Source organism: Subtercola boreus (assembly GCF_003399645.1).
GTDB classification, from domain to species: Bacteria; Actinomycetota; Actinomycetes; order Actinomycetales; family Microbacteriaceae; genus Subtercola; species Subtercola boreus_A.
Genome location: NZ_NBXD01000002.1, coordinates 367,988 through 382,738, shown reverse-complemented (window position 1 = coordinate 382,738; position 14,751 = coordinate 367,988). Strand labels below are relative to the sequence as shown.

16 protein-coding genes are annotated in these 14,751 nt (G+C 67.1%); 5 read left to right on the top strand and 11 right to left on the bottom strand.

The annotated features are described in order from the left end of the window. Positions 1–4 precede the first annotated feature (4 nt). The 4 genes from resB to B7R24_RS01845 are packed head-to-tail and all read right to left on the bottom strand — an operon-like array spanning position 5 to position 3,682. On the bottom strand, positions 5–1,693 hold the full coding sequence (gene resB / locus B7R24_RS01860; protein ID WP_437123494.1) for a cytochrome c biogenesis protein ResB: 1,689 nt from the start codon (positions 1,691–1,693) through the stop codon (positions 5–7). Beyond that, entirely contained in the window at positions 1,677–2,420 is a 744-nt protein-coding gene (locus B7R24_RS01855) for a cytochrome c biogenesis CcdA family protein (RefSeq protein ID WP_437123493.1), read from the bottom strand. Before B7R24_RS01855 ends, resB begins: the two co-directional genes overlap by 17 nt. Before the next feature lie 3 nt (positions 2,421–2,423). Beyond that, a complete protein-coding gene (locus B7R24_RS01850; RefSeq protein WP_116417331.1) occupies positions 2,424–3,032 on the bottom strand; it encodes a TlpA family protein disulfide reductase in 609 nt (202 codons plus the stop codon). A 5-nt stretch (positions 3,033–3,037) separates the two neighbouring features. Then, entirely contained in the window at positions 3,038–3,682 is a 645-nt protein-coding gene (locus tag B7R24_RS01845) for a histidine phosphatase family protein (RefSeq protein ID WP_116417242.1), read from the bottom strand. A 151-nt stretch (positions 3,683–3,833) separates the two neighbouring features. Between B7R24_RS01845 and B7R24_RS18245 the strand changes: the two genes are divergently transcribed. Both B7R24_RS18245 and aspS read left to right on the top strand, forming a co-directional pair. Then, positions 3,834–3,965, top strand: a complete 132-nt coding sequence (locus tag B7R24_RS18245; protein WP_301182449.1) for a hypothetical protein — start codon at positions 3,834–3,836, stop codon at positions 3,963–3,965. Positions 3,966–4,025: 60 nt separating this feature from the next. Next, complete coding sequence (aspS, locus tag B7R24_RS01840; RefSeq protein ID WP_116417330.1) at positions 4,026–5,354, top strand: aspartate--tRNA(Asn) ligase; 1,329 nt, start codon at positions 4,026–4,028, stop codon at positions 5,352–5,354. 83 nt (positions 5,355–5,437) lie between these two features. Here the strand turns inward: aspS and B7R24_RS01835 are convergent, their stop codons facing one another. The 3 genes from B7R24_RS01835 to B7R24_RS01825 form a co-directional block, all read right to left on the bottom strand. Next, complete coding sequence (locus tag B7R24_RS01835; protein ID WP_116417241.1) at positions 5,438–6,217, bottom strand: UPF0758 domain-containing protein; 780 nt, start codon at positions 6,215–6,217, stop codon at positions 5,438–5,440. Between the two features lie 176 nt (positions 6,218–6,393). Beyond that, positions 6,394–6,693, bottom strand: coding sequence for a Dabb family protein (locus tag B7R24_RS01830; protein WP_116417240.1), 300 nt, complete (start codon positions 6,691–6,693; stop codon positions 6,394–6,396). Next, entirely contained in the window at positions 6,690–6,959 is a 270-nt protein-coding gene (locus tag B7R24_RS01825) for a glutaredoxin family protein (RefSeq protein WP_116417239.1), read from the bottom strand. The genes B7R24_RS01830 and B7R24_RS01825 overlap by 4 nt, the downstream gene beginning before the upstream one ends. Positions 6,960–7,010: 51 nt before the next feature. Here B7R24_RS01825 and B7R24_RS01820 point away from each other — a divergent pair, with 51 nt between their 5' ends. Next, complete coding sequence (locus B7R24_RS01820; protein WP_116417238.1) at positions 7,011–7,724, top strand: HAD family hydrolase; 714 nt, start codon at positions 7,011–7,013, stop codon at positions 7,722–7,724. Positions 7,725–7,777: 53 nt separating this feature from the next. Here the strand turns inward: B7R24_RS01820 and B7R24_RS01815 are convergent, their stop codons facing one another. The 4 genes from B7R24_RS01815 to B7R24_RS01800 form a co-directional block, all read right to left on the bottom strand. After that, the gene (locus B7R24_RS01815; RefSeq protein WP_003792170.1) at positions 7,778–7,876 is read right to left on the bottom strand and encodes a 30S ribosomal protein bS22; all 99 of its coding nucleotides are present in this window, start codon (positions 7,874–7,876) and stop codon (positions 7,778–7,780) included. Between the two features lie 96 nt (positions 7,877–7,972). Then, positions 7,973–8,185: a helix-turn-helix domain-containing protein gene (locus B7R24_RS01810; protein WP_116417237.1), complete on the bottom strand. Its 213-nt coding sequence runs from the start codon at positions 8,183–8,185 to the stop codon at positions 7,973–7,975. A 146-nt stretch (positions 8,186–8,331) separates the two neighbouring features. Then, positions 8,332–11,769 carry a S8 family peptidase gene (locus tag B7R24_RS01805; RefSeq protein ID WP_253259207.1) on the bottom strand — a complete coding sequence of 1,146 codons (3,438 nt, stop codon included), beginning with the start codon at positions 11,767–11,769 and terminating at the stop codon, positions 8,332–8,334. A 197-nt stretch (positions 11,770–11,966) separates the two neighbouring features. Beyond that, positions 11,967–12,509, bottom strand: coding sequence for an ArsR/SmtB family transcription factor (locus tag B7R24_RS01800; RefSeq protein WP_116417328.1), 543 nt, complete (start codon positions 12,507–12,509; stop codon positions 11,967–11,969). 157 nt (positions 12,510–12,666) lie between these two features. On the opposite strand from B7R24_RS01800, the gene B7R24_RS01795 reads away from it, so the two are divergent. Both B7R24_RS01795 and B7R24_RS01790 read left to right on the top strand, forming a co-directional pair. Next, positions 12,667–14,076 carry a TrkH family potassium uptake protein gene (locus B7R24_RS01795; protein ID WP_116417236.1) on the top strand — a complete coding sequence of 470 codons (1,410 nt, stop codon included), beginning with the start codon at positions 12,667–12,669 and terminating at the stop codon, positions 14,074–14,076. Then, entirely contained in the window at positions 14,069–14,740 is a 672-nt protein-coding gene (locus B7R24_RS01790; protein ID WP_116417235.1) for a potassium channel family protein, read from the top strand. The genes B7R24_RS01795 and B7R24_RS01790 overlap by 8 nt, the downstream gene beginning before the upstream one ends. Positions 14,741–14,751 lie beyond the last annotated feature (11 nt).

Sequence of the window (14,751 nt, the reverse complement as noted above, 5' to 3'; positions counted from 1 at the left end):
CAGCCTAAGCGTTAGATTCCGGGGTTGACCGGTCGCTGAGCAACTTCGCATGCCGGTCTGCGATCTCAGCCACCGCGGGCACCAGTCGGGGGTCTTCCCCGCGCGCCAGACCGGCGTATTCGAGGGTCACGGTACCGTCTGCCCGTTCGGTCGCCTTCACCCACACCCGCCGCCGCGGAATGAAGAGCGAGATCAGCAGTCCGAGCAGCGCGAGGCTCGCGAACAGCAGCACGAAGCCCTGCGTCGGGTCGTGGTGGATGTCGAGCGAGGCGTACCGCGCCACGTTGTCGAAACTGATGGTGCCGAGCCCGTTCGGCAGCTGTGCGGTGTCGCCCGGTTTCAACTCGATCGACTTCACCCCGGTCGTTCCGCCGGTGAGCTGGGTCAGGGTGTCGGTGTCGAGGGAGTAGACGGAGGTCGGTTTGCCGCCGTTCAGTCCGAGGTCGCCGTCGTAGACGTTCAGCGTCAGGACGGGGTAGTCGTCGTCGGGGTAGGTCGAGTAGAAGGCCCCGGTGGTCGAGACGGCCTGAGTCGGGTAGAAGAACCCGATCATGCCCAACTGGTCAGCGAGACCATCCGGAATCTTGACGACACCGACGCTCGTGAGCGAGGCATCCTGTGGCAGGAAGGGCACCGAGTCGGTGAAGACGACCGTGCCACTCGGGTCTTTCACCGTGATGGTGGGTGCGTACCCATTCCCCAGCAGGTACACGTCGGTACCACCGATGCGCAGCGGCGAGTTCACTTTGATGTCGGACTGCTGGTCACTCTGCCCACGCTCCTGGGTGGTGACCTGGGCGTCGTAGTCGAGGGGCTGGCCGAACGCTCCGTCGGCCTTGGTCTCGTACGTCGCAGTGAACTTATCGAGCTTCATCGAGTAGGGCGTGAGAGAACTCTCACTGAAGAAGCGTCCCGGGTTGAACGAGTCGAAGGCGCTGAGAGTGTTGACGAACGTCTGTCCGTTCTCGACGAGCACGCGCTGGCCGCTGAAGCCGTAGCCCCCGCCGACACCGACGGTGATCAGGATGCCCACCAGCGCTGCATGGAAGACGAGGTTGCCCGTCTCCCGTGCGTAGCCGCGTTCTGCCGAGACCGAGGTGACCTCACTGCCGTTGGCGCCGGGAGCCGTGAAGACGACCGCCCGATAGCCCTGCTTGCGGAGCAGCGCCCGGGCCGACTCGATGGCGGCGGCGCCGTTCGTGCCGGGCTCGGCCGTGCGCTTCTGGAACCCCGCCAGCCTCGACAGGCGTGCCGGCGTGCGCGGCGGCTTCGCCCGCAGGGCATCGAAGTGGTGCTTCGCCCGCGGGATGACGCAGCCCACCAGCGAGATGAAGAGAAGCAGGTAGATGCTCGAGAACCACACCGACGTGTAGACGTCGAAGGCCTGGATCTTGTCGAGCACGGGAGCGAGGTCGGGGTTGTCGACGAAGTACTGCGTGACGCCGTTGGGGTCGGCGGCGCGCTGCGGCACGAGCGAACCCGGCACGGCGGCGAGCGCGAGCAGCAGAAGGAGGAAGAGCGCGGTGCGCATGCTGGTGAGCTGGCGCCAGAACCAGCGCAGCCAGCCGACGACGCCGAGGCGCGGCTGGGCGATGTCGCCGCCGGATCCGTCGCCGGCGCCGTCGCCGGGCGCGACGCCCGCGCGTGAAGCTGCGGGGTCGGGTGAGTCGTAGTGGTCAGATGGCCGGGACAAAACCGGTGATCACCGCCTGCAATTGGTAGGTCCACGCGGTCCAGAGACCGCTGACCATGAGGATGCCGATGAGCACAAGACCTGCGCCCCCGAGAATGTTGATCAGGCGAATATGCCGCTTGAGGAATTTGATGGTGTGGGTCACCCAGTTGAGGCCGAGCGCCACCAGAAGGAACGGAACGCCGAGCCCGAAGCAGTAGAACAGCCCGAGCAGGGCGCCACTCCAGGCCGATCCGCCGGTGAGACTGAGTGCCTGGATGGCGCCGAGGGTCGGACCGATGCAGGGAGTCCAGCCGAGACCGAAGACGATGCCGAGAATGGGAGCGCCGGCGAGGCCTGTCGCGGGTCGCCACGATGTCTTGAGGGTGCGCTGCAGAAAGGAGAACTGGCCGATGAAGACCAGACCGAGCAGAATGACGACGACACCCAGCACCCGGGTGATGATCTCGCCCCAGACCAGCAGCCACACACCGAGCGCGCCGAAGAGAGTGGATGCCGCGACGAAGACGAGCGAGAAGCCCAGCACGAAGAGACTGATACCCAGCAACACGCGGCGGCGGTTGCTGCGGGCGCTCGGATCGCTCAGCCCACCGACGTACGCGAGGTACCCGGGAACGAGCGGGAGCACACAGGGTGACGCGAAGGAGACGAGACCGGCGAGCATGGCGATGGGGATCGCGACGATGAGCTGGCCGTTCAGCACCGCATCGGCGAACGGGTTGACCACGCGCTAGCCCGTCTCGGCGACAGTGCTGGAGATGAGGGTGTCGAGGATGCTCGGGGCCGTCGCCTGGCCCAGGATGCGCGCGGCGACCCTGCCCTGTTTGTCGATCACCAGCGTGGTCGGCACGGCATTGGGTGCGACGACTCCACTCATCGCCAGCTGCACGGCACCGTCGGTGTCGATGACCGAGGGATAGGTGATGCCGAAGGAGGTTCCGAAGGCGACAGCGGTGGCGGCCTGGTCACGCACGTTGACCCCGAGGAACGAGGCGCCGTTGCCGGTGTACTTCGCATTGAGGGTCTCGAGTGCCGGAGCCTCGGCGCGGCAGGGGGCACAGCCCGCGTACCAGAAGTTGAGCACGAGCACCTGGCCCAGGTACTGCGTCGAGTCGACGCTCGCACCCGTCTCGGTGGTGCCGGTGAAAGGTACCGCGGCAGTGCGATCGGCCAGCGGAATCTCGGTCACCGTACCGTCGCCCGCGATGTACTGCTTGCTGTCACCGCTTCGATACTGGGCCGCGAGCGGATCGCTCGTGCATCCGGCGAGCAGCCCGAGCGCCAGCACCGAAACAGCCACGAGCAGCCCGGCGCGACGCGGAGAGGAGATAGGCGGCACCGAGCTCACACCGCCCCGTCGTCGACGGCCGACGCGAGGAGTTCGCTCGCCGGGTCTTCGTAACCGACCTCGACGAAACGCGCGCCACGCCGTTCGAACGTCGTGATGCTCGAGAGGTTGCAGCGGCGCTTGCGGGGATCGTGCCAGAGGTGCTGCCCGGTGATCTCGAGATGGGTCGACCAGATCGGCAGCTGGTGGCTGACCATGATGACATCGCCATCATCGACCGAGTCGTATGCATCGTTCATGGCCGCGATCATCCGCGAGGTAATGCTGGTGTAGGCCTCACCCCAGCTCGGCTGGAAGGGGTTGCGCACCCACGGCCAGTTCTTCGGATTGCGAAGCGCCCTGTTGCGCATGGCCGGGCTCATGCCCTCGAACCTGTTCGTCGGCTCGATGATGCGTGGCTCGGTCTGGATGGGCAGAGCGAAGGCCGCCTCGATCGGTGCCGCCGACTCCTGGGCGCGCTGGAGGGGCGAGGCGAACAGCGCCGAAACGGGCCGGTCGCGTGCGACGAGCTCGTCGGCGGCGGACTGCGCGATGGCCCGCCCGAGCTCGGAGAGCCCGAAGCCGGGCAGGCGGCCGTACAGCACGTGCTCGGGGTTGAAGACCTCGCCGTGACGCACGAGATGAAGTTGGCTAGCTACCACGACAGACAGTTTACGGAGCGTAGAACTCGCAAAGCTGCCCGCCACCTGAACGCCCCTCCAAAGCAGTAGCGCGACTACAATGAAATCCAAGCTAAATGAGATTGTGCTGAACAGTTGTCGGTGGAAGCATTGACCTCAGAAAGGTTCACTCATGGCACTCATCATCGTTCTCTCCGTCTTCGCACTCCTCGCTCTCGCGGGCATCGTGGCCGCCATCCTGCAGACCGTCACCGATGGTTACGGCCAGGTCGCCACGCGCTCGTACTACCGCCGCCTCCCGTAGGCCCTCGTCAGCCTCGCTCCCTCCGAGGGTAGACGGGCGGAAGGCATAGGATTGGTGCCCGTGACTGAACGCGTACTCATCAAAGACCTTTCCGCCCTGGCCGACGGCCCCGTGAGCGTAGCCGGGTGGGTCGAAGTCGTGCGCGACCAGAAGAAGGTGCAGTTCGTCGTTCTGCGCGACGAGACCGGTGCCGTTCAGCTTGTCAACCCGCGCTCCTCCGACGCCGACGGCGTCGTGATCGCCGACGAGCCTGCCACCACGATCTCGGCACTCACCCAGGGTTCGTTCGTCACGGTGACGGGCGAGCTCAAGCACGACGAGCGCGTCAAGCTCGGCGGTATCGAGATCAAGCTCAGCTCGCTCACCGTGGCCTCCCTGGCCATTGCCGAGACGCCGATCGCTGCCGACAGTGGCCTCGACAAGCGGATGGACTGGCGCTTCCTCGACCTGCGGGTTCCGAAGAACGCGCTCATCTTCCGCATCCAGACGACGCTCGAACACGCTTTTCGCACGTACTGGATCGATCGCGACTATGTGGAGATCCACACTCCGAAGCTGATGGCGAGCCCGTCGGAGTCGAACGCAGAACTCTTCAAGCTCGACTACTTCGACACGACCGCATACCTCGCACAGAGCCCACAGTTCTTCAAGCAGATGGCGCAGTCTGCCGGGTTCGGCAAGATCTTCGACATCGGCCCGGTCTTTCGCGCCGACCCGTCGTTCACGTCGAGGCACGCCACGGAGTACACCGGCGTGGACGCGGAGATCAGCTGGATCGACGGCCATGAAGATGTCATGGCGATGCAGGAGGAGCTGCTCGTGGCGGGCTTCTCCGCCGTGGCCGAGAAGCACGGCGCAGAGATCAAGGAGCTGTTCGGCGTCGACATCGTCGTACCGAGCACCCCGTTCCCCCGCATTCCCCTGCTCGACGCGAAGGAGATCGTCGCCTCGAGAGGTCACGTCGTCGATCGCAACGACGACGACATGGATCCGGAGGGCGAGCGCCAGATCGCGGCCTACGTCGAGGAGACGTTCGGGCACCAGTTCGTCTTCCTGACCGACTACCCCACGAGCATCCGGCCTTTCTACCACATGCACTCCGACGAGAACCCGGCCCTCACGAAGAGCTACGACCTCATCTTTCGTGGTACCGAGATCACCACAGGCGCCCAGCGTGAGCACCGGGTCGATATTCTCGAGGCGCAGGCGGTGGAGAAGGGTCTCGACCCGCGGGAGCTCGATTATTATCTCGACTTCTTCCGTTACGGAGTGCCGCCACACGGTGGATTCGGGATGGGGCTCGCTCGCGTTCTGATGCTGATGCTGCACCAGGGCAACCTGCGGGAGGTCACCTATCTCTTCCGCGGCCCCACCCGCCTCACGCCCTAGGTTCACCGCCCGCCCGCTAGCCCGCCCGTCAGTCAACCGGCCAGCGCGGCCCGGAGCCTCACTCTGCAGCGCCGCGCGCGGGGTCAGTCGAGGGGCGACCACCCGTCGGCGGTGACGCGAACACTCGAGAGGTAGCGGAGCCCCACGGTCGAGGCGGCCAGCTTCAGCACGTCGCGTACCGCGCGCAGCTGCGTCTCGTCGACCACGGACCCCTCGCTCTGTGCGCCGGGCACGGCGCCCTTCGCGCCCGCGTCGAGATCGAGCGCGCCGGAGGAGACGTCATCGGGCCCCCGTGGGCCGACGTTGGTCGACAGACCGTCGGCGAGGGCCAGCGCGAACGCCGTGCCGCCGCGGTAGAGCACCTCGTGCAGCGCACCCGCGACGAGTGCTCTGGTATCGGTTCCCGCGAGCGGCACCACCACGCGAAGCCTCAACTCGCTGTCGGCGACGATTACGAACACCGTCGCGCATGCGCCCGCACCTGAGCCGGGCGAGCGGGCGGCCGCGAAGGTGCGTACCGCTGTGACCACGTCGACCGGGTGGGCGAGCACCGCGCCCGGGGGCGGGTCGTTGGCCCGGCGCCACAGTTCGGCCACCGCCACCACGCGACCGGCCGTCGCCACGCCGACACCCATCAGGGCGCGAAGCTCGCCGACCGTCATGGTCATGAGTTCGGTGACGCCGCCGGCCTGGGCAAGCAGTGACCGGGCACTGTCGAGCACGTTGACCCCGGGCATCCCCGAGCCCAGCACGAGCGCGACGAGCTCGGAGTCGCTGAGCCCACCGGGGCCCAGCCGTTCGAGCCGCTCGCGGGGCCGGTCTTCGGGCGCGACGGTCCAGAGTGATGCGCGGGACGTTGTCATGCGGCCCACGCTAAGCGCCCCTCGCCGCCGAGAGGGAGTCCCCGCGGAATCTGTGGATAACTCGCCGACCGGCCGGCGGTGGAGAACGAGGCTTCGCCGTCCACCCACGGGCAGCCCGAGACCGTCGAGGGCCCGGGTGCCGGGCTGCGGAGACGGCTGCAGGCAGAAGCGGTGCGCTAGACCTCGAAGTCGATCGCCGCGCGCCCCGAGAAGAGCGGCTTGATCGACGTCGACACGCGTACGTGGTCGGGGTTCGCCTGGTACCGGTCGAGCGCAGCCTGGTCGTCGTAGTCGGCGATCAGCGCAACGTGGGCGTTGCCCGCCGTCTGCTCGACATCGTGCACGACTTCGAGCGAGAGCACCTCCGGCACGAGGCCCACGAGGGAGGTCAGCTGCGAGGCGACGAAGTCGGCGTGCTCGCGGCGCTCCTCGGGCGAGGTGGCCGCGAGGGTGAAGGTGACGATGTGGCGGATCATGAGACTCCCAGCAGTGCGGCGGTGAGACGGTCAGGGTCGACTCGCCAGAACGTGTGGACCCTGCCGTTGATGAGCACGACGGGAATGTCTTCGACGTGTTCGTCGTAGAGCGCCTGGTCGTCGAAGATCGAGACCTCGGTCACGACGACCTCGGGGGCTCCATCGCGAGCACCGAGCGCCCCGACAACATCGGCGATGACGGTGCGTGCGTCATCGCAGAGGTGACAGCCGGGCTTCGAGACGAGCGTGAGTTCGGCGCGGGACACCTCATCACTCTAGCGCGGCACCCCCGCAGTCGGCCCGGGTAGGGTGGCGCCATGCCAGCCCCCGAGCACGAGCCCGAGCACCGCCCGGTCATCGCCTTCTTCGACATCGACAACACGCTGGTGCGCGGCGCGACAGTCTATTTCGTCGGCTTCGGGGCCTGGCGGCTGCACCTGCTGACGGTTCGGGATGTCGCCGCCTTCGCCTGGCAGCAGGCGCGCTTCATCGCGGTTGGCGAGAACATGCGGCACACCGAGAGCACGCGGGATCGTACCCTCGCGATGCTCGCCGGCCACACCGAGGATGAACTGCGCCGACTCGGCGAAGACGTCTACGACCGGCAGATCGAGGCTCGACTGCGCGCCGACGTGGTGGCGGAGGCCCGTCAGCACCTCGAACGCGGCCACCAGGTGTGGCTCGTCTCGGCGACGGGCGACATCGTGGCGCAGGTCATCGCCCGGCGGCTCGGGGCCACCGGCGCGCTCGGCACGCTGTTCGAGGCCGTCGATGGGGTCTTCACGGGGCGTCTGAGCGGCGAGATGCTGCACGGCACCGAGAAGAGCACGGCTGCACGCAGGCTCGCCGACGATCTCGGGGCCGACCTCGGAGACTGCTGGGCCTATTCCGACTCCGCCAACGACCTGCCGCTGCTCAGGTCGGTCGGTCATCCGGTCGCCGTCAACCCCGACAAGAGGTTGTCAAGCGTCGCCACCGCCGAGGGCTGGAGTGTGATGACCGACAAAAAGCGCCAGACCCGAAGGGCCTGACGCTGATTGAACACGGACGCTGACCGGAGATCGGTGATCGCCCGGAAGAAGATCTACTTCTTGTTGCGTCGCTGGTGGCGCGTCTTGCGAAGCAGTTTGCGGTGCTTCTTCTTCGCCATGCGCTTACGACGCTTCTTAATTACGGAACCCATTGATACCTCACAAGATTTGGGTTTGATCGTGCCGGCAGGAAATCACGTGCCTGGCTCGACCGAGAAGGAAATTTTGCCTCGGAGCAGTCTAGCGCACTAGAGCGCTTGCCCGTTCTCCTGCAGCCCCGACGCGGGCCGACCGAGCACCTCGGCCACCGCCGTCTCGGGCACGCGGAAGGATCGACCGAATCGAATCGCGGGCAGCTCCCCCGAGTGCACCATGCGGTACACCGTCATCTTCGAGACGCGCATCATGTCGGCCACCTCGGCCACCGTGAGAAAACGCACGTCAGCCAGATCGTTCGGCATCGTACGCCTCTCGTTTCGGTGTGGAGATGGATGTTGTCTGAGTGAACTCTAGGGGCTGGTGTGAACGACTGTCCACCCGCCTGAACGACCGAGGGGCCGGCCCGCACCCGTCACGGATGCGACCCGGCCCCAGGCGTCAGCCGGTGTTACTCGTCGCTGCTGTTCGCGTGGCCGAGCTTGCGCTGGCGACGAACGATCAGGGCGGCGATACCGGCGAGCAGCAGGATGCCCGCCAGACCCAGCGGCAGGATGGTGCTGAGTCCCGTGCTGGCCAGAGAGTCACCGGGCGTGCCCGACCCATCACCGGGGGGCGGTGTGGGCGAGCTGCTCGAACCCGGCGTCGTGGGGGTCGGCGTGGGAACCGGCGGCACCGCGGTGGCGGTGGGCGTCGGCGAACCGGTCGGGGTCGGGGTCGGTGCAGCCTCGGTGGTCACTCCCACGAAGGTCGACACCCCCGAGTCGCGGTACGACACCAGTCCGAGGTAGCTCGAGGAGTAGTCGAGCCCCGCCCACGATGCCGTGAAGCTCACCGGCTCGCCCTGGGTACCGGCGATGGTCGCGGGTGCCGTGAAGTCACCCTCGCCCGTCGCAGGCTCCACGTAGTACGCCTTCAGGTCCATCGCACCGTTCGCCTGGCCCGCGGGAAGGGCGAACACGTCGGCACGCACGGCATAGTTACCGGCCTCCGGCGCCAGGATGTCGATCCGCTCGTCGGCAGCACCCGTCGCCGACGTGTAGGTCGCGACGACCTCCCCGTCTGCGTCGAGCTGGTCGACGAACAGGTCGAGGTCGGCGCCCTCCTCGGCGGTCGCGATCGAGGTCAGGTCGAACCGCGCCTCGCTCACACCCTCGGGAATGGTGACGGCGAACTCGGCCGTCTCCTTGAGCGGCGTGACCGCCGAGTGTCCGTCCAGCGGGATGCTCGGGTCCTGGTTGTCGGCTGTGAGCAGGTTGCCCTTGGCCAGACCTTCGACCGTGAGCGGGATGTCGCCGCCGGAGCCGGGGATCACCGAGATGTCGACCGAGCCGGTGGTTCCGGTGCCGTCGACCTCGAACGGAGCAGCGATGGGCACGGGCTGCAGCGCGATGGGGCTGCGCACCTCGATGTCACCGTTCGACCAGGTCATGTATCCGGTCGTGTACTCGTTCAGCGGAGCATCCGTTCGCGTGAACTGCACCGTGTAGCTCTTCGACTCGCCCGCGGCAGAGAAGTCGAGCGTCGACGGGGTCACGACGGTGTCGATGCCGGGAATCGAGACGGGGGCGACCGTGAAGCTGCCCGCCGCGGTCGCGGTCACCGTACGGGTGACGGTCTGTGTGCCGGTCAGCGAACCGATGGCGATGGAGGCGAGGTTGAGGTCGCTGGCATCGATCGGGTTCACGCCGACGTCGTAGCCGATGCCCTGGATGTAGGCCAGCCAGTCAGGAACGTCGTTGAGGTAGAGCAGCCCGGCGTCGAGGTACTTCGTCGGAACGACGTTGCCGGCGCCCTGTCCGAAGACGTCTTCGACGGGAGCGCCCGTGTTGTCGACGGTGTCGGTCGCGGTGGTCATCAGGGCCGACTTGATCTCCGAGACGGAGGCGTTCGGGTGGATGCCCAGGTAGAGCGCCGCGAGACCGGTGACGTGGGGCGCCGCCATCGAGGTTCCCGAGAGGAACTCCCATGTCGGGTCTTCACCTGCCGCGTTCGCACCGGCGGCGAGAATAGCCACACCGGGGGCTGACACGTCGGGCTTCAGGATGTCGCTGCCATCGGCCTCGACGGGCCCGTGGCTCGAGAATCCGGCCAGAACGGGCACGGCGGGCGAGGGCCCGGCGGTGTTGCCCTTGCTGAAGGTGACGGTCGCGCCGGGCTCAGCCGCGTACGCATACGTCGCATCCCATGCCGCAGCGTCGAGGTGCACGGTGGGTACGGAGTGCTCATCGAGATCGATGGAACTGGGGGTCTTGTTGACCAGCAGCATGCCGATTCCGCCGGCCCGCTTGACCTCGGCAGACTTCGCTGTGCGGTCGTAGACACCGCGCTGGCAGAAGACGATCTTTCCGTCGACCTTCGCGGGGTCGAGCGAATCGGGTGCGCAGAGCAGGGCATCGGCGACGGAGGCGCTGGCGAGCTTCACCAGGTCGGCGCGAACGAGGTCGCCCTCGAGTGCCGGCTTGTCGCCGGTCTGCACCGTGATCGATCCACCGGCGAACTTCGTACCGTCACCGAGGGTGGCGGTCGCTTCGTAGCTGGGGATGGTCGAGGCGGCCACGGTGGTGTACCACGGCGAGGCGTTGTCGAGCGTCGAGGCACCGGGGCCCGAGTTGCCGGCCGAAGCCGAGACGAAGATACCCGCCGAGGCAGCACCGAGGAAGGCCTGGTCGGTGAGCGACACCGTGGTCTGCGCTGAGCTTCCCCCGATGGAGAAGTTCAGTACGTCGACGCCGTCGAGCACGGCCTGGTCGATGGCGGCGAGCATGTCGGCCGTCGAGCATCCGTCGTCGTCGGTCGCGACGGGGTCGGGGCCAGACCAGCAGACCTTGTAGGCCGCGATCTTCGCCGCCGGGGCAACACCGCTGATGTTGCCGAAGCTGTCGCCACCGATGGTGGCGTCGGTCGCGTTGTTGCCGCCCGCGGTGCTCGCGGTGTGCGAGCCGTGGCCGTCACCGTCGCGCGGCGAGACGTACTCGCCCGTCGCCACGGTGCCGATGTTGTCGGCGCCGAAGCCGTCGACGAAGTACCGCGCGCCGACGATCTTGGTGGAGCAGTCACTGGCCGTGAACTGCTGGCCCGTCACGCAGGCACCGTAGAAGGTTCCACCGTCGGCCTTGTCGAAACGGATGGTGGTGTCAGGATGCTCGGGGTCGACCTCGGAGGTGAGGTAGGGCGCATCGCCCGCCGTCGTTCCGAGTGCGGCCCCGGCGAATGAGGGGTTCTCCGGAGCGATACCGGTGTCGAGATCGCCGATCACGATGCCCTTGCCGGCTTCTGAGACGCCACCGTTCTGGGCCCAGACTCCGGTCGCACCGTCGAGGCCGAGGTAGGTGGTCGAGGGCTCCGCCGCGGTGATGTGCTTGATCTCGTCGGGGGTGACCTGCGCGACGTCTCTGCTCGACGTGAGGGCCGAGGCCTGCTCCGGGGTGAGGTTCGCGCTGAATGCGTTGAGGGCGAGGGTGTAGGAGTAGCCGATGGAGACGCCGGCGCTGTCAGCGACTTCGCGCTGGCGGGTGGCCAGGAAGTTGCTGTAGCTCGTCACGGGCGCCGAGCGCGCGTTCATCTGGTCACCCTCGGCGGGCTTCGTTGCAGCGAAGCTGCCGATACCGCCCGAGTAGGTGGAGACCGCCGGGTTGGTCATCGTGACGATGTACCGGCCCGCAGTGAAATCGGTGGCCGGCTTCGACAGGCCACCGGGCAGCGGGGCCAGCCCTAGGCCGGTGCCGGTGGAGACGGCAGACCCGGCGGACGGGGGTGCGAACGCAGCAGCACTGCCGGCGGCACCCGAGACGGCGAGCACGATCGCAGCTGCCGCGGCGATCGTTGCGCTTCTTCTGGAACGGGGAAAGGGGAAGGGCAAGGAAGAACGTCGCCGGAGACTACTCACGCAGGAACCTCTATCTGTGAACGGACAGCGTTCGGGCATGGATCCGGCCCGAACTCGTTCGACCACCCTAAGCAGTTCGAGGGCCCTACAGGAGGTGCCTATGTTTCAGTTGTGTTAACTGTGAGAGTTCGCACAGAAAAATTGCGCTCACAGCACCTACTCAGCGTATTTGGCGCGCGAACGGTCGTTATGTGCGCCTAATCGCTGCTGCGTGAAATGTTCGGAAAGCGCCGGGTGACATCTTCGAAAATCGAGCGCGCTCGACCTGTTGCCGTCGCGACCGACTGGCCCACCCGTTCGCCCACCAGCGAGGCCTGCGACTTCGCGTGCTCCGAAAGGCCCGCCCGTTCGCCCTCGACGCCGGAGCCAGCCTCGTCGTCGAGCTCGTCGAAGTCCGCGCTGAGAAAGGGAATGACAAAATCCTCCACCTCTTCGAGAGGCGATGCGTCGAGAGCGTAGTAGCGGTGTTGGCCGACCTCCCTGACACTCACGAGGCCCGCATCGCGCAGGACCCGCAGATGCTTCGAGACCGTGGGCTGGCTGAGTTCGAGCTGGGAAACCAGCTCGGAGACGCTGATCTCCCCGAGGGGGCGATGGGCCGCATCCGTCGCCGTCGCACCCGCGAGAACACCCGACCCGGCCTCACTGTCGTCGCGGTCGGCACCCACATAGCGTTCCAGCAACAGCGAGAGCACGTGGCGGCGCGTGGGGTCAGCGATCACGGAGAAGATGTCGGCCATGGCTACAGGGTAGTGGCCCGGCCGCGGTTGTGGCAGCGCAGAACGGGTGTCAAGCTGGTGCTCCCCGCGGGCGCCGGGTTCGTCACCGCTCGCGCCCCTGAGCGAGTCGGAGGTGTGCGTGAGCCAGGGCACTCCGATCAGGCAACCCCGCTATGGAATGCGCACCAGCACCCGGCGCTTCCGCGACGCGGTCGAGGACTTCTCGGGCCGGTCGCCATCGCGGTTCGCCGTACTCGTCTTCGTCGTTCTCATCGTTCTGTTCACCTTCCTGCTCTCGTTGCCGTTCGCCAGCGCGACCGGGCGCCCCACCGGACTCGCCGACTCCCTCTTCACCGCCGTCAGCGTGATCTGCGTGACTGGGCTCTCGACCGTCGACATGGCGACACACTGGTCGTTCTTCGGCGAGCTCATCATCTACACCGGGGTGCAGATCGGTGCTCTCGGGGTGCTGACCCTGGCCTCCATTCTCGGGCTCGTCGTGTCCAGGCGGTTGGGCCTTCGCTCCCGGCTGCTCGCGGCGGGCGAGGCGGATCCGTCACGCACACACTCCGGCGTCGCCGGTGCGAGCCAGGCGGTGCGGCTCGGTGAGGTGGGCGGGCTGCTCGCCACGGTGGCGGTCAGCGCGCTGGTGATCGAGCTCGGGCTCGCCGCCCTGCTGTTCCCCCGGATGCTCATCGGCGGCATCCCGCCCGGCAGCGCCGCCCTGCAGAGCCTGTACTACTCGGCGATGGCGTTCACCAACACGGGGTTCACGCCCAACGCCGAGGGTCTGGCACCCTACGCCTCGGACTACTACTTCCTGACCATCCTGATGGTGGGAGTGTTCCTCGGCAGCATCGGCTTTCCCGTGATCCATGCGTTCTCGCGGGCGCTCCGAACGCCCGGCCGCAACCAGTGGTCGCTTCACGTCAAGCTCACCCTCGTGACCTCGGTCATTCTGCTCGCCGCCGGAGCCGTCCTGTTCTTCGCGCTGGAGTTCGCGAACCCGGCCACCTTCGGGCCGATGAACGGCTTCGAGAAGGGCTTCCAGTCCCTCTTCCTCTCGACCATGACCCGGTCGGGCGGGTTCTCCACCATCCCCATCGACCAGCTGAACGGGTCGAGCATGCTCGTGACCGACATGCTGATGTTCATCGGTGGGGGTTCGGCTTCCACCGCCGGTGGCATCAAGGTGACGACGCTCGCCATCCTCTTTCTCGCGGCTTTCGCCGAGGCCCGCGGCAACGACCAGGTGCAGGCCTTCCGTCGGCGCATCCCGGTCGACATCCTGCGGCTCGCGGTGAGCGTGGTGCTGTGGGGGGCGAGCACCATCGTGATCTCGGCCATCGTCATCCTGCAGATCTCGAAGGCCCCTCTCGATCTCGTGCTCTTCGACGTGGTGTCGGCGTTCGGCACTTCAGGCCTGTCGACCGGACTCACGGCCGAGCTGCCGGATGTCGGCGTCTACGTCATGGCGGCCACGATGTTCATGGGCCGGATTGGTACAGTGACGTTCGCTGCCGCGCTGGCCCTCCGCCAGCGTCGCCAGCTGTTCCAGAACCCCGAGGAGAGGCCGATCGTTGGCTAAAGACAGGTCGACCGGAGCACCCGTGCTCGTGATCGGGCTGGGCCGGTTCGGTGCTGCGGCGGCCGACAAGCTCGAGCAGCTCGGGCGGGAGGTGCTCGTCATCGACACCGATGCGACGCTGGTGCAGAAGTGGGCGACCCGCGTGACCCACGTGGTGCAGGCCGACGCCACCGACCTCGATGCCCTGCGGCAGATCGGTGGGCAGGACTTCGACACCGCGATCATGGCCGTCGGCTCCTCGGTCGAGGGCAGCGTGCTGATCACCGCCAATCTCGTCGACCTCGGTGTCACCCAGATCTGGGCCAAGGCGATGTCACGCTCGCACGGCAAGATCCTCGAGCGCATCGGAGCCAACCACGTGCTCTACCCCGAGGCCGAGTCGGGCGACCGCATCGCCCACCTCGTCTCGGGCCAGGTGCTCGACTTCATCGAGTTCGACGACGAGCTGTCGCTGGCGAAGCTCCGGCCGCCGGTGGTGGCTCGTGATGCTCCGCTGGCCGGCCTCACACTGCGGAGCCGCTTCGGCATCACCATCGTCGGGGTGAAATCGCACGGTGCTCCGTTCGTCTACGCCGGCTCCGACACAGTGGTGGGTGAAGGCGACTTCATCGTCGTGTCGGGCACGGCGCCCGACATCGACGCGTTCGCCCGGCTGCCGCGCTGAGGGCGAGCAGC

Coding starts and splice junctions, on each gene's coding strand:
- B7R24_RS18245 (WP_301182449.1), top strand. CDS start 3,834: ATGGCACTCATCATCGTTCTCTCCGTCTTCGCACTCCTCGCTCTCGCG.
- B7R24_RS01835 (WP_116417241.1), bottom strand. CDS start 6,217: ATGACAACGTCCCGCGCATCACTCTGGACCGTCGCGCCCGAAGACCGG.
- B7R24_RS01830 (WP_116417240.1), bottom strand. CDS start 6,693: ATGATCCGCCACATCGTCACCTTCACCCTCGCGGCCACCTCGCCCGAG.
- B7R24_RS01820 (WP_116417238.1), top strand. CDS start 7,011: ATGCCAGCCCCCGAGCACGAGCCCGAGCACCGCCCGGTCATCGCCTTC.
- B7R24_RS01815 (WP_003792170.1), bottom strand. CDS start 7,876: ATGGGTTCCGTAATTAAGAAGCGTCGTAAGCGCATGGCGAAGAAGAAG.
- B7R24_RS01810 (WP_116417237.1), bottom strand. CDS start 8,185: ATGCCGAACGATCTGGCTGACGTGCGTTTTCTCACGGTGGCCGAGGTG.
- B7R24_RS01800 (WP_116417328.1), bottom strand. CDS start 12,509: ATGGCCGACATCTTCTCCGTGATCGCTGACCCCACGCGCCGCCACGTG.
- B7R24_RS01795 (WP_116417236.1), top strand. CDS start 12,667: ATGCGCACCAGCACCCGGCGCTTCCGCGACGCGGTCGAGGACTTCTCG.